Origin of the sequence: Candidatus Chloroploca sp. Khr17 (genome assembly GCF_004138165.1) — a bacterium.
Lineage (GTDB): Bacteria > Chloroflexota > Chloroflexia > Chloroflexales > Chloroflexaceae > Chloroploca.
Genome location: NZ_RYFF01000016.1, coordinates 24,529 through 47,909, shown reverse-complemented (window position 1 = coordinate 47,909; position 23,381 = coordinate 24,529). Strand labels below are relative to the sequence as shown.

The window sequence follows — 23,381 nt, the reverse complement described above, 5'->3', positions numbered from 1 at the left end:
TCACTGTGGTTGCAGATACGCGAGCGACACCCAGCCCTCACGTTGGCGTCCCTGTATTTCGACGCTAACCCGTAACCAGGAAATATCGCCGACACGCCGAGGTCCCTCAAGCTTGCGCACGGGGGTGCCCTTGGGCACGACGGCGATGACATTGGTATTGCTCTTTGCATCGGGTGTACTACGTAAGTTGAGTCCAGCCTCAATCGTGACGATATACATTTCAGCTTCTTCGGCCTGATTGATCCACGGCAACCACTCGGTAAGATTTATGTCAGGAAGACTGGGCGTGAAGTTCAATCGTTCAAACAGGGCGCGCATACCGAAATAGGAGCCAAGAACAACTAGCGTGAGCAGGGCCATCATGACGAGCCAGCCAACCAGGTTGCGGCGGCGATCCTGCTGGCGGAACCGGTTTTGATCAACCTGACGCACCTGTGTGGTTGGTGGTTGGCGGGTACGTTTGCTCTGCGGTGGACGGGCGACGGGTTGGTTCGACGGCGCTGCTGTTGTCGTACTGGGTGTGGGTTGGCTCGGCAGCGGATGCGGGGGCGTTGCCCGCTTCATCCGGTACGTAGCGGCGCTCAGATCACGCCAGACGGTCTCGAGTTCGTGGGCGAAGCTCTGCACATCAGGAAAGCGCTGTTCAGGCAGGCGTGCGGTTGCGCGAGCCAGCAGGCGCTCAACACTTGGCAGATAGAGTGAGGGCCGTAGGCGGCTGAGCGGGGGCAGTTGGGCGTGCTGGTGGGCGAGGGCAATCGTATGGGCATCGGTGCCCGTGATCGGGCGCTCGCCAGTCAGCATTTCATAGAGCAGAATCCCAAGCGCATAGACAGCCGTAGAAGGGTTGTCGGGCAAACCTTCGCTCAACTCGGGCGCACGGTAATGCGCCTGGTCACGCTTCAACTCTTCGTGGGGTGCCCGCCAGTTCTCGACGAGTTTGACCCGCTGTTCATCAACAATGAGCACATTCTGGCTGCTGATGGGCGGATGGTAGAGGCCAGTGGGCCTTTCAGTGCTGCGTTGAGCCTGACAGACGACGATCGCCGCACTGATCTGGCGCATAAAGCGCAAAGCCTGTTCAACACCCAGCGCCCCCAGGCCATAGAGTGCTCGCCCGGTACAGTACTCTGTCACCATAAAGGGTCGCCCACCGACCTCACCTCGGTCAAAAACTTCGAGCAACGTCTGCTGCGAACAAGCAGCCATCTGGTTGATCTGCGTGATAAACCGTGTCCGCAGGAGCTCTTGCCCAACGAGGTGCTTTTGCAAGAGATGGAGCAGCACCCGACGTTGGAGGCGTTCGTCGGTCGCGTCATAGACTGCGGCCAGGCGTGTGGTGCCCAGTTGGGTCTGGACACGATAACGCCCAAAGAGTAGAGGGTTCGATGAAGGTGTATCAGATCCGTCTGTCATGCGAAATTAGCTATCTTTGTACGAACGATAACCAGTTCATAATGACCAGGTTGCCAGGGCAGCACATGCACATCAACACACCCCAACTCCGTCAGCAGGGTAACGAGTTGCCGTTTGGTCAGGGCTCGCCCCGGCAAATAGCGTGCCCAGGCATCAGGGATCTTGCTGAGCAGCATCCATCCGCCGGGGCGCAGCACCCGTACCATTTCTGCCAGGGCGCGCTTGGGTTGCGGAAAATACTCAAGGGCCTCGAGACATGTGACCAGATCAAAGCTTCCCGAGGGCCAGGGTAGCCGACTCGCTTCGCCCTGATGCCAGAGGATCTGGGCAGGGTGAAGATAGGGTACAAGCTTTTGGCGGGCGACACAGAGCATCTGCGGGGTCAGATCGAGGGCCGCAAGATAGCCCGCATAGGGCTGCCTGCTCGCAAGCAAGAAGGGCACCCGCCCGGTGCCTGTGGCAACATCAAGCACAAGCGGCTGGTCACAACCAGCCAGGGCCAGGGCCAGCCAGGGCTGCAACCGGGCATCTGCTTCGGGTTGCCACGAGGCGCGGACGCGATCATAGTGTCGTGCGCCAAAACGATAGATCAGTTGAACCGCACGTGGGCCGAAATAGGCTCCTTCAGCCAGGATTACTTGCCAGTAGATCAAGCTCGCAAGGCATGCCGCACCACCAGACCAGCAGAGACCGTTGCGCAACATCGTCAAGGCCCCCGGGCGTGACGTTGGGCCAGACTCGCGGGTGATCAGGTCAGGCTGTACCATCTGCTTGAACCATATCATAGAAAGAATTATAGCATGTTGTCGTTCGTGAAGCTTTCGGGTATGATACGTGAGAAGCAAAATATGGTTGCAAGCATAAAACGACCCTTGTCGTCACAAAACCACCAGAAAGGAGGCTCCTGGTCGTACCGTCTTTATCCCTTTGCGGTACAGGCCCGAAAGCAAAACCTGCAGCAAAAAGAGCCACAAACCAGAAGCCGGGGTGCCCACCTGATGAAACAAAATGATGGGGCGCGAGGCAAGATGGCTGGCGAAGGTGAAGAGTTGAAGAGAAGCAAGAGATTAATTGTGGAGTTAAAAACTTATGAGTCTCCCTACCGAAGTTCGTAGTGGTATGCGCTGGATGCGTGCGGATTTGCATATTCATACCCCAGCATCAGAAGATTATGTAGAGCCTGAAGTTACGTATCTCGATATTCTCCAGGAAGCTGAGCGCCGTGAATTAGAGATTATTGCGTTCACGGATCACAATACCGTTCACGGGTACGAGCAGTTTCAGCGCGAGCTTGATTTTTTGGGTGCCCTTGAGACAGCCGGACGCCTGACCGCCGATGAACAAGCGCGGATCGATGAATATCGCCGTTTGCTCAAAAAGATCACGGTGCTGCCGGGCTTCGAGTTTACGTCCCACTTTGGGGCGCATGTGTTGGGCATCTTTCCCCCGAATCGCCCGATTAGCCTGATCGAGACGACGCTTTTGCAACTCGGTGTTCCGGCTGAACAGCTGAAGGGTGGCGTCTGTGGCATTTCGAATACCCGCCATGTGACCGATGCCTACGAGATTATTGCACGGGCAGGCGGGATTGTCATTGCCCCCCATATCAATGGATCCAATGGTGTGGTGACTGAGACGCTGCGGATGGGTACGAGTGGGCAGTCGCGGATTGCGGTCTCGCAGAGTCTGCATTTGCATGCCCTCGAGTTTGTTAATTTTTATACTGATCACGAGAAGTTCACGTCGCCGGGCTTTTACAATGGCAAAACAGAACACTATGACCGGCGTATGTTTTGCATTCAGGGGAGCGATGCCCACCGCCTGCGTCGCTTGCCGCAGAGTGATGGGCAGGTGGTGCATAAACACGGCATTGGCGACCGCTATATCGAGTTGCTTTTGCCCAACAATAGCTTTGAGGCGCTGCGCGACCTCTTTGCGAGCCAGGATTTTGACCGTGTGCGCGTGCCCAAGCGCGATCAGAAGCAGTGGGCGGTTGATGCGGTGCGCTTCGGTGGTTCTACCGAACGCCAGGTGTTGCGGGCTATCGGTGATGATCCTGCGACGTTAGCCTTGCTCTGGACTGATGTGGCTGCCCTGGCGAATGCCGGTGGCGGTGTGCTTGTGCTTGGCTGTGAGCCCGGAGGCAAGGTGCTTGGCGTGGCTCGCCCCGATTATGTGAGCGAGATGCTCCGCAAGAGCGTTGTCGAACAGGTGACCCCACATCCGTATTTGTCGTTTGAGTTGATGAGTTACGAGGGCCAGGATGTTATGCGCGTCGAAGTGAAGGCGAGCGAACCTCCTCCCTATGTCGGACTCAATGGCACGATCTATGTGCGTCGTGATGGCGAGACGACGATTGCCGATCGCAGTGAGATTATTCAACTCTGTCGGCGTGCGCTCGCTGAAGGCGCTTCGTCCCCTCTCGATAATGGGCAGGATCTCGATCTGCCCCGCTCGGGCGTCGAGATTGTTACCTGCCAGAAACGTGGTGGCGTCTGGCTCTATGAGGTGCGTGATTTGCGCACGACCGCCGGGGTGACCCGCGACCGCGCTCAGGGCCTCTGGGCGTATGCGATCAGTCGCCACGAAGATCTGCGCGATGGTCGCGTTGACCTGCAGAGCCAGGTGCGCTGGCGGGGGCGGCTCGGGCTCTGGCGGGCGTATCGTCAGGGCAGCCGTACCAAGTATGATCTGGTGCATCGCGATGCCAATGGCGTGATTGACCATGTCTTCTTTGGGGTGAGCGATTGGGGCCTTAGTGATGGCTGGATGGCGTTGCTTTCGGAACGTACTGGTGAGCCGATTGAACAAGAGACGCAGGCCTTTGATCCGGCTGATGATGTCCCGCAACAACTTGTGGTGGGTGATGAGCCCCTTTTCACTGATAGCACTGTGCTTTTTGAACCCGATATCTGGGCCGAACGCCGGATCCGCTGGAAGGGTCGCGGCGGTCTGGCCGGTATTCATCGCGATGCCTATGGGCAGCCGAGTTTTGACCTGATGATGAAGGATAAGGACGGCACCGGTCAGCAGAGTTATCCTGGTGTGCCGCTTGAGAAGTTGACTGATGCATGGCTCGGTTTGATTCGCATTGCTCGCCCGCGCACCGGGATTGAGGTCATCAGTGCGACCCGCAGCGAAGATGGTGAGTGGCAGTATGTCTTTCGCAATCTGCGTACCGGCGATGTCAGTGGCGTGCCCTGGCGCCTGCAGGATATTGAACCCGGTACGGTGCGGGAGTATGCCGCACGGATGTATCAGCAGGATCTGCCTCTCGATGAAGAGAAGATCCGCTGGTGGGGCAATTTGGGCTACCTCCGCCCGATGCGTAGCCAGGTCGATCTCGTCTTTGTTGATGAACAGGGCGAGGTGCATTTTTATTATGCCGCCCGGCGCGAGGAGTTGAACGGCGAGTGGCGTGAGTTGCTCGAGTTGTATGGCGAGATGTAAGCGCTTTAGCGGATCTGGTAGATGCTGACCTCGTCTTGCTGAAAGACTGCTTCGCCAAGCAGTTCAAATTTGGCCAGACTCTCGGAGGGGTAGAGGCGGCGCTCCAGCGCTCCGAGGTAGACGTGAGTGACGTGGTAGCGGGTGAGCAGATCGTGGGCCGTGGTGGTGTCGGTGGTGCGAAAGATCGTGTCGACATCAACACAGCGCGGCCCTAACTCGGCCATCGCAAGCGGATCGCCCCCGCGCCATTGCTGTTGATGCCCAACCCAGCCCAGAATTGTCGGATGCCCGGTGGTCGAAGCGACCCCGCCCCAGCCTTCACTACGCACGTCGTACGAGCCGCCACACCGCTGGGTCGCCAGATCTTCGACCGCCGCTGCTTCGAGTACGACACTGCCCCGCGGTACGTGCTGGCGTAACCAGCGGATCGAGGCCAAGCCGGCCTCGCTCTGTTCACGTGGGGTGCGCCCTTCGAGCCCGATTAGGGGGCCGCGCCCCAGGTCGCGCAGGCTCAGTGTCGGGTAGACCAGTGCCCCGGCAAGTAAGATTCCGGTGAGACCCGCCGTTGTCCAGGCGACCACGCGGCTCGCCCCGTGTGCCTCGCGCACGATCCACCAGAGCGCAAACGGGGCCAGCGTTCCCCAGAGCAGCCAGACTTGATAATAGAACTTGAAGATGGTGTTCATCCGGTTGCCAAAGACATCGCGGATAAAGATGAGCTCGGTGCCAAAAATGATCGCGCAACCGAGGGCCGTCACCAGGAGCGCGAAGCTCGCGGCGGGGCGGCGGGTTTGCTGCATTGCGGCCCACATCGCCAGTACGGCCAGTCCGCCCAGAGGGAGCAACGGAAAACGCGCAATGAGACCGATGGGCACCAGGATCAGCGGTAGCCAAAAGAGCAGCCGTGGCAACAGGGGCGGGTTTGCTTTAGCCGTAGCCAGCGGATCGGCTTGCTCTTTTTGGAACGCCAATGTACGCTGATACAGAAAAACAATCATCGGTAAGGCAAAGAGCCCGAAGCTGATGACGAAGGCGTGGAGCCCGCTGCGCCCGGCGGTGTAGGGCGCAATGATGCTTGTGATGCGCCCAATCACGGGAAAATCAATGAGCGGTGCCGCACTGCCAACGAGGGGTTGCAGCGTCAGGTGAAATGGGAGAAAGAGCAGGTACGCACCGAAACTCACCACGAGCAAGGTTCGTCCCAGCGCCAGCCACGGCAGTGGCCCCGGTTGCCGTTGGGCCACCAGCGTTGTTGCGCCAGCGTAGAGCAACAGATAGGCTGGAAGATCCCAGCTATTGATGGTGTAGAGGCTGCCGAGGATCAGGCCGCTGAGTGCGAGCATGCCCAGGTCACTACGCGTGATTCCTGGTAAACCGGGGCGCAACAGGGTCGCCAGGGCGAGTGCAGTTGCCAGGACGCCAAAGGGCAGCGCCATCACATGGGGGTGCATATCGCCGAGCCGAAAGCTAAAGAAGGGAAACTCGGTAATATTGTAGCGCCGCACGCCTCCCGCGTCGCCGTACTCGTCCCAGAGCGCTCGTGACGGCCACCACCAGTTGAAGTCAGCGAGTTTGTCGTTGCGTTGCCATTGATCAAATGAGCCGAATTCACCTGTGACCACCGGCGTAGTCAGGCGAATCTCGTCGCTGCCGCCGATGGCCTGACCAAGTGCCGAGCCGAGTTGCTGACTGTCGAGGGCGACGGTGCGTTCGTCCCCGAGCAGCACCTGCACCGCCCCGGCCTGGTTGCCTGCCAATAAAACAAAGATCACGCCGAGCAGCGGGAAGACGATCCGCGCTCGCAGGCGCGGCCATGTGCGGCGAGGCGCATCGTCTTGCGCATCTGGATGCGCCAGGATGATCAGATTGGCGATGGTACCGGCGACGCCCTGGGCTGTCAACGCGACAATCAGGGCCAGTGCTAGATTATAGGCAACCCCGGGCGCGAGACCGGTCAGCGCGGCCATCGCGGCCATCAACAGATAGCCAAAGTAGTAGTAGTTGATGCTAAACCCGGCCAGCCACGGATCAACCGGCGGGAAACTGCCACTTTGCAGCATCGCGTTGAAGAAGGCAAAATCCATCGGGCGCTCGGTGCCAAAGGGCGTCGGGTCGTGCATGCGCATCCAGACCGTCGCGAGCAGTGCGCCAAGAAAGATGGCCTCAGAAGCGAGCACCGCCTGCCAACGCGCTGCGAAAAAGCTCCTGGCTCGTTCCAATGCAGCCCGAACCCCCCCGTGGAGCCAGATGCCCACGATGGCAATACCGAGTGCTGCAACGACCAGCACGGGCCTGCCAAACTGGGCTAGACCCAGCATCGCCAAGAGCCAGGCGAGATAGCCGACGAGCAACAGCCCTAGGGCTTTGGCATAGGCATAGCCACGATCAGGCAGGACTCGGAATATGCTTCCGGTGATCGGCAGACCGATCAACCCGATCAATTGAATTGTGATCCACCAGATAAGAATGTCTAGCACGGTCACTCAACCTGCAATAACTGGCGCGCTTCGGCGGCCCAGGGGCCATCGGGCGCGAGTTGGAGATAGGTTTCAAGCATGGCCCGGGCGCGGTCGCGGTCGCCTACTTCGCGAAAGAGTTGGCCGAGGCGAAAATAGGGTTCAGGCTCATTCGGGTTTGCTGCCACCGCCTGGCTCAACGCGATCTCGGCCTTGTCAAACTCACCCCAGCTCAACAGAGCCGCACCGAGCTTGTTCCAGTTGCCTCCGGTTGGTTGACGGCGCGCCGCCCGCAGGTATGCTTCTTCGGCCTCGCGGTAGCGTCCGGCGTCCGCCAGAATATCGCCCCAGAGGTGCAGCACGCCAATGTCGTCAGGATTCGCCAGGGCGGGTGCCTCCAGAATGCGCGCAGCTTCGTCGAGTCGCCCTAGATTGCGGTAGCGTTCAGCAAGACCAAACGCGGTGGGGCCATCGGTCGGGTTGGCGCGATGCGCTGCTTCAAGCTGGGCTAGATCTGACCCAGGCGCTGTGATCGGCACTCCAGGCTGGCTAGTTGCCCCACTGTTGTTAACTTCGGCCTCGGGGCGCGCATAGCTTGATGGTACGCCTCGTACCGCATAGATCTGCACGGCTGAGGTGGCAAAGACCGGGTCGAGGTAGATGCCTTCCATCTGTTTGAATTTGCTCAGCCCCTCGACAGGATAGATCGCGTGCTCGACCCCGCCCACATAGACATAGTCAACGTTGTAGCGCGCCAGGAAGCGTAACGCCTCTTCGACATCGGGGCTTTTGTAAAAGCGCTCGACCTCGGCATCGCGCCGTGCGGCAACCTGTGGATCACGCTGCTCGTTGACATGCAAGGCACTGACGACAGTCGGCAGGCCTGTATTGGCGGCGATGCGAATGCCATAGCCCCGGTAGAAAGAGAGGTTTGATTGCACGACGATTGGTGTGCCACTGATCTCTTTGTTGAGCCAGGCAATCGCTTCGGCGTCGCCTCGAAGATCAATAAAGGCCTCGTTCATGCCAGGGGCGCAGCCGCCAAATGAGGCACAACTATACCCAAATCCGGCCTGCGCCAAAAAGGCGCTGCCATCAAGGGTCAGCCCTGTCTGTACGTCAAAACGGTTCGCAACGCGCGAGGGAATGCCAGCCAGCGGGTAGACCGCCATCATGGCTAGCAAGAGCCCCAGCACTGCCAGCGCCGCCGTCTGTGCTGGTTTGTCGCCCAGGCGCCGTAACGCCCGCAACAGGTTGGGCAGGCTGATCGCGGTTGCGAGCGCAAGCAAGATCCAGACCTGAAACCCGAACTTAAAGACCGTATTCATGCGATACCAATCGCCCCCGGCAAGGTGATCGCGAATATAGACCAGTTCGACACCCAGCGAGACAGCCAGGCCAACCCAGGCTAGCCCAAAGCCGTACCAGGTTGCGTTGGTGAGCCTGCGCTGCCCGAGTAGGAAGAGGCCAACCAGCAAGAGCAATGCCAGTGCTGCGCGCAACCCCAGCGGCGGCACAAGAGCCGCAATGAGGAGCAACAGGCCTACGAGATAGAGCAGCGAGTTGGCGGAGATGCCGATCGCGAGGCGCTGACTGAGGCCAAGGGCTGGCACCACCGGGCGATCACGGGCAACCCGGTGGTGCCCCCAGACTCGTTGCAAGCCACCGAGCAAGACGGGGATCAGCGTCGCGAGAAAGAAGCCGTAGATGACCAGGTAGTCGCGGATCTGCGTGCCATCAGCCCATTCCACCACCCCTATCCCGCCGACCGGAGCCCAGTAGTGGTCGAAGAAGGGTGCATAGAGCAGCAAGCCGCCTACGCTGACCAGCACCGCGACGACCAGCGCCTGCCCCAGTGCTGCCCACGGCATGCCTCGTTCGCCCCGCCCCACCGAGCGCCACGCGCCACCTAGCAGCGCTAGACCAAGCAGCAGCGCATAGATTGGCACGTCCCATGCATTCGTCACCGCCAGCGTGCCCAGGCTCAACGCGCTCACCACCAGCGTCGTGTACCACGCCAGCCGCAGAGCCTGCGGGAAGCGTTCTGCCCCAGGATGCCCAGGGCGATACCGGCTTAACTCAAAGGCACACGCCACAAGCAGCAACGCAATCGGCAGCGCGATCATATGGGGATGTAGATCGGCGAAGAGAAAGGTAAACGCAGGAAATTCGTTGATGGTATTGGGAATCACCCGGCTCGGCCCAATGTACCAATCGCCTAGGCGCTCCCCGAAGGTAGACAGGCTGCCACCACGGAAGACCTGCCACACCGCCGCTGCGCCTCGCGACCAGCCTGTCGCAAAAAAGCTCGCCAGGTTGCCCAGGATGCCGACGAGTGCCACGGCTAGCCATCCGTAGCGCACCCGCCCTGTCAACTCGGTGACGATGGCAAAGGCTCCCGCTACGGTCAACGCAAAGAGCGTCGCGACCGCCAGGTTGAAGCCAATCGCCGGGGCTGTGCCGGTGAGCTTGATCGGCAGTGAGAGCAGGTAGAAGCCGTAATAGTAATAATTGATGTATCCATCACTGAAAAACGGATCAAAAGGCGGCATCACCGGGCTGCGCAAGATCGCATAGAGAAAGCCGGCTTCCATCGGTTTCTCACCACCCCAGATAGGATGCCAAAGATCCGGGTTGAACGCCCGTACCAGCGCTAGCGCCAGCAGACCACCCAGAAAAACCCCTTCACTCCAGAAAATGCCGCGGCGCTTTGTCCGCAGGATCGCCAGCATTTGCCGTAGCCCTGCCCTGATGCGACCGCTCAGGGTTGCTTCAGTGCCCCGCCCAAGCCACCCGAGCAAGCCCAGATTGACGCCGGCGACAAGGATCAGGCCGCCAAGGACGCCCTGGTAGTTATAACTCCATAGCCCCAAACTGGTCGGTAGCCAGACGGCGTATCCAAGCAAGAGCACGCCGAGCACGCGCGCCCAGACAACCCCGCCGTCGCGCCAGTGCCCAAAGATGATCACCGCCGTTGGCAGACCGAGCAGCGCTATGCCATAGAAGACCACGATCCAGAGCAACAACGAGGCCACCGAGCTCTCGCGGACGAAAGGGTTCCAGGCAAATTCATCAACCGCAGGTAACTGATTGACCGAGGTATCCAGCAGCAGCGGCGGGGTGAGATCCATTACTGGAGGATCCAGCACGCGGTCGCTCGTCAGCATCTGAGGTGTCCCAGGGCTCACCACGCGATAGATCGCCGTCTGGCCTTCAGCAAAGACCCGCTCAAGCTCGCCAGAGGCCGTCAGCGTCGCGAATTTTGCCAGGCCCTCGGTGTCATAGCGGTCGCGTTCGACGCTGCCCACATAGACGTAGCTCACGCCGTAGTCACGGAGAAGATCCAGCGCTGCGGGCGCGTCAGTGGTTGTGTAGATGGTCTCGATCGTTTGCTGGCGGAAGGCAATCGCGGCGTTGGCATTGACCGCATTGCGTTGCTGGATCTGGTGCCATTCCCAGCCGAGGATCGTGGGGAGACCGGTGAAGGTTGCGACGCGCCCGGCCCATTGGTACGAGGGTTGATGCGCCTCCAGGATCACCGGTGTTCCGGCGACATGCGTCTGGAGCCAGGCAATGGCCGCCGCGTCTTCGTTGAGGGCGAAGGCGCTACCGTGGCGTTCGGCGGTGATCCACGGCAGAAACGCTGCGCCGTCGAGTCCACGGGGGGCTTCGGGGTTCCAGCGATCACCGATCCGTGCTGGCGTCGCTGTCAGCGGATAGACCAGCGCCGCCGCGCCGAGTACCACGAAGGTGCCTCGGATCAACGCCGTTGCGCGGTTCGCCTTGCGCCCAGGCTCCCATAGACGTGGCATCAGCGCGGCGACGCCAAGTGCAAAGAGCATCCAGGCGTGCAGGCCAAATTTGAAGACGGTATTCATCCGCCCGACATCGCCCTTGACTACCACGACCTCGACGAGCACGCCAAGCCCAAGTGCGGCAACCAGCCAGAGCATCGGTAATACGAGATCGTAGGGCGCCCGGCGCATCCGCCAGAGCATCCAGATGCCCATGCCAACCAGTGGCCCGAGCAAAAGGATCGCAGGCAGGTTGAGGCTGACCATCACGACAACAAGCACCGCAAGCAACCCGGCGCTTATGGCAAGCGGCACAGGCTTGAGCCAGCGCCGCGCGAGCATCGCGCCAGCCACGAGCGTCACGACCAGCCAGTGCCCATAGAGCAACAAGAATTCGCCGAGCGTCGTGCGCTGTGCCAGTGCGACCTGCAGCAGCAGGCTGGCGTGACGATCATCGCGCCATAGGGCGACCCCGGAAGATTCGGTGGCAAAATTCGAGGTGAAGGGCATGATCAAGAGATTGCCTGCAATCACCATCAGCAACGGCGGCACTGCAACCCAGATCAGGGTCCAGAGCCACCGTGCCTGCTCGCCACGCAACTGAGCGCGACTCGCCCGCCAGCCGGCCCCCGCCATGATCAAACCGGTCAACCCGACAAACGAGGGATAATCCCAGGTATTTGTCGCCCTGATGACCCCGGCAAAGAGGCCCATCAGCACCACTAGGCCAACCACGCCCCCCAGATCGCGCCAAACAGGCTTGCTCGTCACGACCTGCATACGTGGCAGCATCAACAGATAGGCCACTGCGAGCCCGAGCAGCGCCATGCTCAACGGCATCACAAGCATATGGGCGTGCAGGTCGCCAAAGAGAAAGGTGAAAAAGGGAAACTCGTTGACGGTGCCCTCAACAATGCGCGTTGCGTCCCAGTAGGCCCATTCGCCGCGCCCCCTGGTCGCCTGCTCAGCGGCGTAGCCATTGAGATACCAGAGCGCCTGGGCGAGATTTCCCGGGACCAGCAGCAAGATCGGGGCAAGTAGGGCCGCGACGATGGCGCGTCGCTCCCCGGTCTTCGCCAGATGATCGTCCTCTGACACCGAGGCGGGTTGGGCCAGGATGTTATAGACAAGCCCCCAGGCCCCGACCGCCGTGAGCGCGAAGATCGTCGCCACCGCCAGATTGTAGGCAATGCTCGGCACCACGCCACTCAGGTGGGTCAAGGCACCCACAAGGACAAAGCCAAAATAGTAGTAGTTGATCGTCCCGCCGGCGTGCCAGGGATCATACGGTGGAAAAGCCGCACTCTTGAGCACTGCATTGAAGTAGGCAAAATCCATTGGCTTTTCGCCACCGCGGGCGTAGTGCCACAGATCGGGGTTGAACCAACGCAGGAGCAAGCCGAGCAGCAGAAAGCTCAGGAAGGCCAACTCAGCCCCAAGAATGGCACTCTGGCGCGTCCGCCAGAAGTCGGCCAGGCTCGCCCGGTTGAACCAGGCTGCCAGCGCCCCGGCGACCAGCAGCGGCGTCGCGACCAGCCAGAGCGTCGTTGGGCCAAAGGCGAGCGGAAAGGGTCCCCAGCCGAGCGCATCCTCGCCACCACGCCCAGGGATGCTAGGACGATTGCCTAGGCTCCCCATCAACCAGGCGGTATAGGCAACGAGCAGCAAGCCGACGATCTTTGCCAGACTATACCCGCGATCAGGCAGCCAGCGCAGCCAGCGAAAGCCGAGCGCAAAGGTCGCCAGCCCGAGCAGTTGCAAGATGATGACGCAGAAGAGCGGCGCGAGCGCCGTGAATAACGCCGGCCGTTGAAAAAACTCGGCCCAGGTACCACCTGCGGCATAGCGCGGCCACTGCGCATCAGTCAGGCGCACCGCCGTCACATTGCGGTCGGCCACCCGTACCGACGACTTGTAGACCTCACCCCAAAGCACATCGTTGATCAGCAAGGCTTCGGCCCGCTGACGTGAATAGGCCGGCGTCTTCGCGAAAATCAGCACCCTCGGATGATCATAGACATGAAACGCCTCTTCGGCGGCCTGGTCAGGGATTTCGATCCCCATGATCCGTGGGTAGGACGTGACTTCAGCGACGAGGCGAAAGCCAAGTTCGCCATTGAAGAGCGCTTGATAGTAGCGCATCAAGGCGGGGTAGCGCATCCGTAGGCGCGACGTACTATCATAGACACGATTGCTGGTGAGCGTAATATAGTCGGCCTGATCGAGTTGATCAAGCAGACCCGGCTCGAAGCGCCCATCGCTGCCGAGGCCACCGACATATTTGCGCAACTCATCTTCGGCATACGGGGCCGACGAAATGCCCTGGAAGGTCTGGCCCCACGAGGCCCGCGTAACCTGGAGGGGCAACCCATCGTCCCAGGTCTCCGACATCACATACGAACCGGGCGGCGCATGATCAGCGAGCCAGCGCGCCGCCATCACCCGCGAGTGAGGCTGGGCATAGATGCGCGTAAACGCATAGGCCCAACCCAGCGTCAGCAGGATGACCGAGAAGAGCAGCAGAGGTGGCACCTGGCGTTGCAGCGCCACGGGAAGTCGGGGCAGCGTAAGCGGCGTGTGCCGGAACGACCAGAGGCGCACGAGGCCCCAGGCGCCAAAGATGATCAGCGGCCCATAGATCGGCAAGAGATAGCGCAGCGTAATGACAAACTGCCCACCCTGCCAGAGAAAATAGAAGGTCACCCAGGCAAACGGCACCCATGCCGCACTGAGCAGCGGATCGTCGCGGCGCGGCCAGAGCACCCGGCGCAACCCGCCAAGCCCAAAGGCAAGCCAGCCGCCCCAGGCGGCCAGGCCCAGCGCTGGCCCCATCCCCCAGAGCACCATATTGCTCCAGGGAAAAAGGTACGGCGTGCGGGCAACCCACTGTTGCGACGGTGGAAAATCGACTTCGCCGCTCACAAGGCCGCTCACACTGCTGAGCCCCGACAGAAAGCGCGGCTCAAGGCGCACATCAAGAAACCCCGCCCCCTGCAGCAACCCCGCGCCACCGTGCCCATCACTCACCACCACGGGCGAATCGGGGCGCGACCCGGTAAACGCATCGGGCGAAAGCGTCCGAAAACTGAGCAGCGTCATCGCCCCGGCGAGCACCAGCAACGGAAAATCGCGTCGCCAAAAGCGGGTCAAGAGAGGCCACACAAGTGACGGGAGATACGTGGCTTGACCCGCCTGGCTGCGTTGCGTCTGCACAAAGCGGGCCGCCGAAATCAGTGCGGCGACGATCGCCAGACCACCGAGGGTCGCCATCGTGATCCGGTTGGCCATCGCCGCGCCGATACTGAAACCAACGAGCGTTGCCACGAGCGGGCCACCGCCTTGGGCCATCCGCACAATCCAGTAGATGCTCAACAGCGCAAAAAAGGTCGAAAAGATCGGATCAACAAAAAAATGGGCCTGCTGGATCGGCATCACGGCCATCGCCCCAAGCAGGGCCGCAAGCAGACCAACGCGCACCCCAAAGAGACGCCGCCCGATCAAATAGATCAGGAGCAGCGAACCGAGATCAAAGAGCACCGCGAGGCTCCGCCCAACTTTCTGGATATCGCCATACATCGTCAGATTGCGCCCCTCGGGGTTGACCAGGGCAATCAGCGGGGTCAGGCGAACAAAGCTTGCCTCGGGATTATCAACGAGGGGGCCGAGATCGGTGCGGCGTTCTTGTGGTCGCGTTGGATCAAGGCCAGCACGAGGTGGCCCATTGATACTCGGCACTTGCGCCGGAAAATTAGGCGTTCCATCGGGGCGCGCAGCGGGTGTCAGGGCAACGGCAGCCGTACGGGCCATCCAGACAGGCAGGGGGCCATAGGCAAAAAACGGAAAGCGGTCATTATTCCGCGGATTCAGCGGCGACCGCGACGAATCATAGAGCTCACCGAGACTCGCCGGCAAACGGACATTGGAGGTGACATCGGCAAAAAAGCGCTCATCAGGATGCTGCCCGGTACCCGCATCCCAATCGGTGAGGCTAAGGGTGCGAAAATAGGCTCCCAGCAACAGAATGAGCAACAGCAAAAGGCGCGTCAGCCAGGCAGGCCTTGAACCTGCTAGCCGAGAGGCATGTGGAGGGGAGTTTGGTTGATCGTTATCCATCGCGTTCATTATACAAACCCCATCCTTATGCGGCAAGTTTCGCTGCGCACCTCAACCTTGACAGTGCCAAAATGACAATGTTATACTCGTTATAGGTTTCGTAATGCATGGTAGGCGGTGCCAGTCACGTTTCAGCGACAGTGCATCAGCATGAAAGCCGTAGAGCAATGGACACCATCACGACTGAGCGTAAAGAGCAGGGTTCCACACGACGAAGCATTCTCCAGTTGCTACGTCGTTATGGTGAGATGACTGCGCTGGAGTTGAGCGAGCACCTGGGCATCGGCGCAGTTGGCATCCGCCAGCATCTTGCCATTCTCGAGCGTGACAAGCTCGTGTCTGTCTCGGGCTTGCGTCGTCAGATCGGGCGGCCTTCTAATCTCTATGTGCTGACACCCGAAGCCGAAGCGCGCTTTCCCAAACAGTACGACCGTCTGGTGCTTGATCTGTTGCAATATCTCGAACATATCGGTGGCGCGATGGTGCTCGAAGAGGTGCTTGAACAACGTCACGAGAGGATGTTGCACGAGCTTGGCCCCCACCTTGCTGATAAGAGTCGGCGTGAAAAGGTCGAAACGTTAGCCAACCTGCTTGCTGCGCAGGGCTATATGTGTGAGTGGGTCGAAGAAGATGATGGCTCTTTCGTGTTGACCGAGTACAATTGCCCGATTGACTGTGTTGCCCGCAAGTACAGCCAGATCTGTCTCCAGGAAGAACGCCTCTACGAGACCCTCCTTGGTGTGCCGCTTGTCCGTGAAAGTTCGATTGCCTGCGGTGAACATTGCTGCCGCTATCGTATCCCTGTGTAATCTCTTCTGAATATCAAAAGGAATGAATCTATGCCGTTCGAATTGCCCGCTTTGCCCTACGCCTATACTGCACTTGAGCCTCATATTGATGAGGCGACAATGCATTTTCACCACGATAACCACCATAATACGTATATCACCAATTTGAATAATGCGCTTGCTCATTATCCCGATCTGCAGGACAAGAGTCTGGAAGCGTTGATTGGCGACCTCGATGCGCTGCCCGAGGCTATTCGTATGGTGGTACGCAACAATGGTGGCGGCCACTGGAACCATACGCTCTTCTGGGAGACGATGGGGCCAAATGCTGGTGGTGAGCCGACTGGTGCGCTTGGTGCCGCAATTGCAGCGGCTTTTGGTGGTTTTGGTGAGTTCAAAGAGAAGTTCAAGGCTGCTGCCATCGGTCGTTTTGGCTCAGGCTGGGCCTGGTTGGTTGTCAATCCTGATGGCACGGTTGCGATTACAAGCACGCCGAATCAGGATACCCCGGTGATGGAGGGCAAGAAGGCGATCCTTGGTCTGGATGTCTGGGAGCACGCCTATTACCTGAAGTATCAGTACAAGCGTGCCGGCTATGTTGATGCCTGGTGGAATGTAGTGAACTGGGCGAAAGTTGCCGAGTTGTACGACGCGGCTTGTGCGTAAGCTGTTGTTGTTTTGTACATAAAAACAGCCAGCTTTGCTGGCTGTTTTTTATGTGGAAGATATAAGCTTCCATACGGTGGCTCACGGACGTGGGTGGGGTGGTTCAAGTGGTTCGCCGGTGTCGCGGACGGCACTAGCCCTGATCCAGCCGAGATCCCAGGCACCGCCGTGCGTAAAGACGAGATACCAGTCAGCTTCGCGGCTCTGGGCAACTTGGACGAGTGGCTGCGTAGGGCCAACGCGCAGAAGCGGTGTCTGGCGTTCGTCGGCCCGCGGGAAGATCGGCGTATCGGCGGCGATCGGACGCAACAGGGCTGGCCCGATCGAGGCTCGATCGGCTGGATCGGCCGGGTGGTACGCTTCCAGGTACGCCAGAATGCCCTTGGCTAGACCTGTTGCCATCCGTTCGGGTTGCTGAAAGATCAGCACCCGGTCATCAGGATGAGTCATAAACCCTCCCTCCAACAAGACGGCTGGCGTTGTTGGGGCAAGGCTGTGCCAGTAGCGATAATAGGCAAAGGCATAGTAGGCCCGCATATCATACGATGGCCCAAGCGGATCAGCCGGCAAGCCTGTCGCCGCAGGATATGTTGTCGCAATGGCTGCTTCAAGGCGTTGTGAGGCGAGGGAAGCCCGGAAGGGTGTTGCCACCTTCCAGCCCCGGCGTGTCGCCGCCTGCGCCCCGGTCACCCCATCAACGTGGATGCTCACAAAGACATCAGCTTCATAGCCAATCGGTACGGTTGCAGGTAACAACTCGACAACGACCCCTTCAGCCTCAAGGCGATCGCGGGTCAACTCGGCGATGACAAAATTGACTTCCCACTCATCGTAGCCGCGGTAATAGGCTCCAGAAAACTTGCGCAGGGCAGCCTGCTCATCAGGATGATCTTCGATCTTCCAATGCCCAACTTGCAAGCCCACGACAGGACGTATGTCAGGTTGAGGTGTCGCCGTTGGTGTTGGCGGCACCCGCGTAGGAACGGGCGTTGCCGTGGGCCGCTCGGTCACCGTTGGCACCTGCACGGCTGGCTCAATCACAGGCAGGCTGTGCTTCGGCAATGCTGCGGCGGTGGGCCGAGGCGGTTCAGTTGGCATAGGAAGAGCGCCGGATGCAGGCACTAGACCACACGCACCCAGGATCAAGCTCATCAGGAGACACAGGATCAAGCCAGAGCGCACTGGAAAGGGTTTTCTCACCATGACATGAAATTGTAGACGTCGTTAATCGCGTTTGCCGAGGGTGGCAAGAAAATCGGCATTCGAGGTCGTTTTCGCCATGCGGGTGAGCATCAACTCGGTGCCATCATTGTCGCCCATCATGCTCACCATCCGGCGTAGGGCATAGGTCTGACGCAGCGTGGTCAGATCGAGCAGCAACTCTTCGCGGCGCGTGCCCGAACGATTGATATCAATCGCAGGGAAAATGCGTTTCTCGGCCAGCTTCCGGTCGAGATTAAGTTCCATATTGCCGGTGCCTTTGAACTCCTCAAAAATCACATCATCCATTTTGCTTCCGGTATCCACCAGACAGGTCGCCAGGATCGTCAACGAGCCACCCTCTTCGATCGCCCGTGCCGAACCAAAGAAGCGTTTGGGTGGATAGAGGGCGACCGGGTCAATCCCCCCCGACAGCGTCCGCCCGCTCGACGGCATCGCGATATTATAGGCTCGGGCAAGCCGGGTGAGCGAGTCCATCAAAACGACCACGTGGCGTTTATGCTCAACCTGGCGACGTGCGCGTTCGAGGGTCAACTCGGCGACCCGAATATGATCCTCGACCGGCTCATCAAAGGTTGCCGCAATGACCTCGCCCTTGACCGAGCGCCGCATATCAGTTACTTCTTCGGGGCGTTCACCGACGAGCAGGACAATCAAGCTCAAATCGGGATGGTTGGTCGTGAGACCATTGGCAATAGCTTTGAGCAGCATTGTCTTGCCGGCCTTGGGCTGGGCAACAATCAAACCCCGCTGACCGCGCCCGATCGGGGCAATCAGATCGATCAAACGCGTTGAGAGAATCTGAGGTTCCGTCGCAAGCATCAGTTGTTCGTGGGGATGGATCGGGGTGAGCCGTTCGAAGATCGGGCGCTGTTGCGCTACCTCGGTTGAGACACCATTGACATGCTCGACCCAGAGCAACGAGGGATAGCGCTCCCCTTCACGCGGGGGCCGGACGCGTCCCGCAATGACATCGCCCGTGCGCAAGGCAAAGCGCCGGATTTGTGATTGGGCCACGTAGATATCATTGTTGCCACCGGGCAGCAACCGCGGGCCGCGTAAAAAACCAAACCCTTCGGGGCCAATCTCCAGCACCCCACTGCCGCCTGTGGTTGCCGCTAGCTCTGGCCCACCAGCCTGTTCACTCGCCTGGGTAGGCGGCGTTGGCAGTTGGGCCTCCTTTTCGTCAGGCACAACCCCCTTCTTTGATCCTCTTGGCATAGGCGCTCTTTCCTCCTTTCATCTGGACAACACCAGACAAAACGCACACGATGGAGTGTACGAGACTGCGATGTGGATACACGAGCAGGTAGTAGCACGCACTGGTGAGGGAAATAGGAGCACCACGGTGTCGTGTGCTTCCTGGTTATGCTTATGCTGTGCATAAGGGGCGGAGAGGAAGGCATCCTCTCCGCGAAAATCTGGCTAAACGGATCGGGAATGATGACTCACGAGGTTTCAGATGGTTCGGTATGGTCAGACAAAAACTCGTGTCCCTCGTGTTCGCTGCCTTCGAGGGCAAATTGATCGCCAGTCTCAAGGTAGCCAAAGGCGGCGAGACGCAGCCGAATCTCTTCGACACCCTTCGGCCCCAGGTTGCGAATACCCTGGAGGGCGCGATCATCAAGTTCAAGCAGGCGCCCGATCGTCGTAATATCAGCACGACGCAGACTATTATACGTACGCGTACTCAACCCTAGTTCGTCAATCGTGCGATTATACACATCAGCAGGGATCGCACGGCCCACAGGAGCGACCACTTCAGCCGATGGTTCAGGTTGATCAAAGATCGCAATGCGCCCGAAATGCTGGGTCAACACCTGCGCAGCATGTCCCAGCGCATCACCGGGCTTGATGGTGCCATCTGTCCAGATCTCAAGAATCAACCGGTCATAGATGGTGTCAAAGCTCTCCCCTACCTGCTCAACCAGAAAATTGACCTGTGGGACAGGATTGAAGAGCGCATCAATCGCAATTTCGCCAATACTGAGACCACTATTATTATCGGCAAGGCTGGTACCACGCCCACGCTCAGCGGTCAACTGCATCTCAAGCATTGCCTCATCGTCAATCGTACACAGATAATGCTGAGGATTGACAATTTCGACGGTGCTCGGTGCATCAATATCGCTCGCAAACACTGGGCCAGGGCCGCGCTTGACCAGTTGCATCGTGACGGCACGCTCAGAATATGAGCGCAGGCGGATGCCCTTGACATTCAAGACCAATTGCGTGCCATCTTCAATGACCCCTGGGATGGTCGAAAATTCGTGAATGACCCCGCCCAGTTTCATCCGCGTGATGGCAGCCCCTGGGATCGACGAAAAAAGAACTCGTCGCAATGCATTGCCCAGAGGACTCCCATGACCACGTTCGAGTGGTTCAATCGCAAAACGTCCATAATTCGTACCCGCCGCAATCAGGTGTACCCGCGGCTGGATGATCAACGGCTCTGATTTCTGCATAGCGCTCTCGTTGTCTCTGCTCGCTCTGATCCATGATCCTGGGCCCAGGATCATCGTGTTCTGCTACGTCTGGATCGTATGAAGGATAACAGTGGCTATCAACACTAATTGGGCCGAACGCATCTGCGTCGCCCATTCAGCAAGTGAGTGACTTGTTTTTGATCACGTGCGTATTGTAGCGCATCCCTGTCATTTTGCAACTATCCGATGTTGACGCTGGCGGGTATAATATGCGTACAGCGGCAAGTTCCCTATGCCACCAACTGAAATGTAAGGCGATGCACACAGGTGTTATCGAGCTTTTTTTGGATAGCCACGCCGAGGCTGCGGTACGTGACTTGTGGGCAACGCTGTCACGTTTGCTTGGTACGCCTCGACTTGATGCGTATGGTATGCGTCCTCATGTCACAGTCCTTGCCGGTTCTCAGTTGCATACCTATACGCTACGTCCCCTCCTTAGCGCCATCGCAGCTACCACTGCCCCGTTCGAGATCAGTTTTGCTACGGCGGCGACCTTTCTCGCTCGTGATGGCATTGTCTTTCTTGCCCCTACACCCACGCTTGCCCTCTTGCAAATCCAACAGACGCTCTATCAGACGGTTGTTGCTACCGGTATGTCAGTGGGCAGCCACTATGCCCCCGAGACGTGGATCCCCCACTGCACGCTGGCGATCGGCCTGACTGATGCTCAGGCGGCGCGGGCGATCGCAATCTGCCGTGAGTATGTTGTTGCTATCTATGGGCGGATTGTGGCCCTGGGTGCGGTTGATATTCGTCCTGAACAGCCGTATGAACGTTATGTGCTGAGTCTTTGTGGAGGAGCCGGGCCGAGTTCGCCATGATGCCTAGATCAGGTAACGATTGGGCTGCGGCGGCAACAATTGGCGGCAAGAAGCCCAGGGCCGCTAGGCTTAGGCCAAGCAGATTGTAGGCTACGGTAAACCCGAGGTTGCCACGCACAATGCCCATCGTCCGTCGTGAAAGGGCGAGCAATTCGGGAAGCAATGTCCAATCGTCACGCATCAAGGTAATCGGGGCGGCTGCAATCGCGATGTCAATCCCGGTCACGCCCATCGCGATCCCAATATCGGCCTGCGCCAGCGCCGGGGCATCGTTGATGCCGTCACCAACCATGATGACCGTATGCCCCTCGGCTTGATAGCTTCGCACCAGTGCGAGCTTGTCGTCAGGCAATAACTGGGCTCGGTAGGCAATGCCAAGCTGCGCGGCGAGGGTTGCTGCCGTTGCTTCACGATCGCCGGTCAACATCACGATCTCGCGCAGCCCCATCTGTCGCAAGGTTGTCAGTGCCAGCGCCACGTCGGGCCGTTCGGTATCTGTGGCGACCAGTACCCCAATGAATTCACCGTCCAGGGTTATATAGAGCAAACTGCCGCCTTCAGCCTCACGCCGTGCTACTTCGGGGGTCAGCCTCTGTTCACCAACGAGCGTACGGGCACTGCCGATCATGACCTCTTGCCCGTTGATCGTTGCCTTGATGCCAATCCCTGGCACAACGCTAAAATTGTCTGGGGCTGCGAGGGGCAGGTTGCGCTGGCGTGCCGCTTCGCGTACCGCTTCGGCCAGCGGATGCTCTGAATACCGCTCGGCCGTGGCGGCGAGCGCCAGCAGATCACGTTCGTTCCACGCGGGGTGGCAAGGCACAATGTGGGTCAGCGTCGGACGCCCCATCGTCAACGTACCGGTCTTATCTACCAGCAGCACATCGGCGCGGGCGAGCAATTCGATGGAGCGGCCTCCTTTAATCAATAACCCGCGTCGTGCAGCATTGCCGATCGAGGCCAGCATTGCGACGGGGGTCGCCAGGGCAAACGAGCACGAGCAGGCCACAACAAGGACGGCCGCCGTTGCCAGCGGATCACGCCGCACGAGCAACGTCAGGAGGGCGAGGCCAAGCACCACTGGGAGAAACCAGACCGCAAAGCGATCCGCCAGGCGCTGCACATGCGCCCGGTTTGCCTCGGCCTCTTCGACCATCCGAATGACCTGCCCAAAGGTGCTGTTTGCCCCGACATGCAGCGCCTTCACCCGCAGGCTGCCGAGTTGCGCAATCGTCGCCGCATAGACCTGCACCCCAGGCCCGACCTCGACCGGCATCGCCTCGCCCGTGATCGCGGCCTGATTGATCAGTGCTTGACCACTCACAACAATACCATCAACCGGAATTTGCCCACCGGGTCTGACGATAACGATGTCACCTGGACGCACCTCGGCCACAGGAACCTGATCTTCTCCGTTGTCGCGTTCAACGAGCGCCATCTGTGGGGCTAGTTCATTGAGTTTGCGCACCGCTCGACGGGCTTGCTCAGCGGTCAGATGTTCGACATAATCGCCGATCCGCATAAAAAAGACCACGACAGCCGCCGTTGCCCACTGACCAACCGCAAGGGCCGCGATAACTCCGGCGGTCATCAGCGTATGGGCAATGATCTGGCGACGCCAGGCCGCACGAAGCACATTGGCAAAGACCGGCCAACCAGCCACGAGTACCAGGCTCGCTCCGAGCCAGAAAGGTACGACTTCGGTTACGGCCTCGAGCAGACCGAGCCATTCACCAACCACCACGATCAGCACCACGGCACCGAAGATCAGGCCAAAGATGGTGAAGACCTGGCGTGTCAGCGTTGCCCCAGATGCACGCACCGCACTCATTTCACCGGCAGCTTCGGGATCAGGCACGCTATACCCCGCAGCCTCAATCGCCGCCCGTAGCGCCGGCAACGTGACCAGCGCCGGATCACCGCGAACAACCGCCCGCTCTGCCGATAGCAGCACCGTGGCATGTTCCACGCCTGGCATGGCCGCCAGTGCATGCTGCACATGCGCCGCGCAATCGGCACAATCCATGCCGCAGATGGGCACCTCGATCACCTCAGTGGTGGTGCTCATGGGAGGTTCCTTTTCAGGGCTCGTGCCCTAACATGCATGCTTGAGGGCTGCGCCCTCAAATCTGATTCAAACCTGCCAGGTGTGCGGCGGGACCCGGTGCCGTTC

13 protein-coding genes are annotated in these 23,381 nt (G+C 59.5%); 5 read left to right on the top strand and 8 right to left on the bottom strand.

Annotation, left to right across the window (positions count from 1 at the left end):
• Complete coding sequence (locus EKD05_RS11605; protein WP_129672832.1) at window positions 1-1,413, bottom strand: protein kinase; 1,413 nt, start codon at window positions 1,411-1,413, stop codon at window positions 1-3.
• Window positions 1,410-2,180 (bottom strand): class I SAM-dependent methyltransferase, encoded by a 771-nt coding sequence (locus EKD05_RS11600; protein ID WP_165360700.1) that lies wholly within the window; start codon window positions 2,178-2,180, stop codon window positions 1,410-1,412. Before EKD05_RS11600 ends, EKD05_RS11605 begins: the two co-directional genes overlap by 4 nt.
• A gap of 33 nt (window positions 2,181-2,213) precedes the next feature.
• Here EKD05_RS11600 and EKD05_RS25735 point away from each other — a divergent pair, with 33 nt between their 5' ends.
• Complete coding sequence (locus EKD05_RS25735; RefSeq protein WP_165360699.1) at window positions 2,214-2,528, top strand: hypothetical protein; 315 nt, start codon at window positions 2,214-2,216, stop codon at window positions 2,526-2,528.
• A complete protein-coding gene (locus tag EKD05_RS11595) occupies window positions 2,503-4,863 on the top strand; it encodes an RNA-binding domain-containing protein (RefSeq protein WP_129672828.1) in 2,361 nt (786 codons plus the stop codon). The genes EKD05_RS25735 and EKD05_RS11595 overlap by 26 nt, the downstream gene beginning before the upstream one ends.
• Before the next feature lie 5 nt (window positions 4,864-4,868).
• On the opposite strand, the gene EKD05_RS11590 is transcribed toward EKD05_RS11595, so the two are convergent.
• Window positions 4,869-7,340, bottom strand: coding sequence for a DUF2298 domain-containing protein (locus EKD05_RS11590; protein WP_240695750.1), 2,472 nt, complete (start codon window positions 7,338-7,340; stop codon window positions 4,869-4,871).
• Window positions 7,341-7,342: 2 nt separating this feature from the next.
• Complete coding sequence (locus EKD05_RS11585; protein ID WP_129672824.1) at window positions 7,343-15,226, bottom strand: DUF2298 domain-containing protein; 7,884 nt, start codon at window positions 15,224-15,226, stop codon at window positions 7,343-7,345.
• A 167-nt stretch (window positions 15,227-15,393) separates the two neighbouring features.
• Between EKD05_RS11585 and EKD05_RS11580 the strand changes: the two genes are divergently transcribed.
• Together EKD05_RS11580 and EKD05_RS11575 are read left to right on the top strand one after the other, a co-directional pair.
• Entirely contained in the window at window positions 15,394-16,035 is a 642-nt protein-coding gene (locus EKD05_RS11580; protein ID WP_240695749.1) for a metalloregulator ArsR/SmtB family transcription factor, read from the top strand.
• Window positions 16,036-16,065: 30 nt separating this feature from the next.
• Window positions 16,066-16,680 carry a superoxide dismutase gene (locus EKD05_RS11575; RefSeq protein ID WP_129672822.1) on the top strand — a complete coding sequence of 205 codons (615 nt, stop codon included), beginning with the start codon at window positions 16,066-16,068 and terminating at the stop codon, window positions 16,678-16,680.
• 81 nt (window positions 16,681-16,761) lie between these two features.
• Here the strand turns inward: EKD05_RS11575 and EKD05_RS11570 are convergent, their stop codons facing one another.
• The 3 genes from EKD05_RS11570 to EKD05_RS11560 form a co-directional block, all read right to left on the bottom strand.
• Window positions 16,762-17,778: an N-acetylmuramoyl-L-alanine amidase gene (locus EKD05_RS11570; RefSeq protein WP_129672820.1), complete on the bottom strand. Its 1,017-nt coding sequence runs from the start codon at window positions 17,776-17,778 to the stop codon at window positions 16,762-16,764.
• Window positions 17,779-17,904: 126 nt separating this feature from the next.
• Window positions 17,905-19,095 carry a transcription termination factor Rho gene (gene rho / locus EKD05_RS11565; RefSeq protein WP_240695748.1) on the bottom strand — a complete coding sequence of 397 codons (1,191 nt, stop codon included), beginning with the start codon at window positions 19,093-19,095 and terminating at the stop codon, window positions 17,905-17,907.
• A 254-nt stretch (window positions 19,096-19,349) separates the two neighbouring features.
• Window positions 19,350-20,366: a DNA-directed RNA polymerase subunit alpha gene (locus EKD05_RS11560; protein WP_129672816.1), complete on the bottom strand. Its 1,017-nt coding sequence runs from the start codon at window positions 20,364-20,366 to the stop codon at window positions 19,350-19,352.
• A 278-nt stretch (window positions 20,367-20,644) separates the two neighbouring features.
• Here EKD05_RS11560 and EKD05_RS11555 point away from each other — a divergent pair, with 278 nt between their 5' ends.
• Window positions 20,645-21,208, top strand: coding sequence for a 2'-5' RNA ligase family protein (locus EKD05_RS11555; RefSeq protein ID WP_165360698.1), 564 nt, complete (start codon window positions 20,645-20,647; stop codon window positions 21,206-21,208).
• On the opposite strand, the gene EKD05_RS11550 is transcribed toward EKD05_RS11555, so the two are convergent.
• The gene (locus EKD05_RS11550) at window positions 21,099-23,276 is read right to left on the bottom strand and encodes a cation-translocating P-type ATPase (RefSeq protein WP_129672812.1); all 2,178 of its coding nucleotides are present in this window, start codon (window positions 23,274-23,276) and stop codon (window positions 21,099-21,101) included. The genes EKD05_RS11555 and EKD05_RS11550 overlap by 110 nt on opposite strands.
• Between the last annotated feature and the right edge of the window lie 105 nt (window positions 23,277-23,381).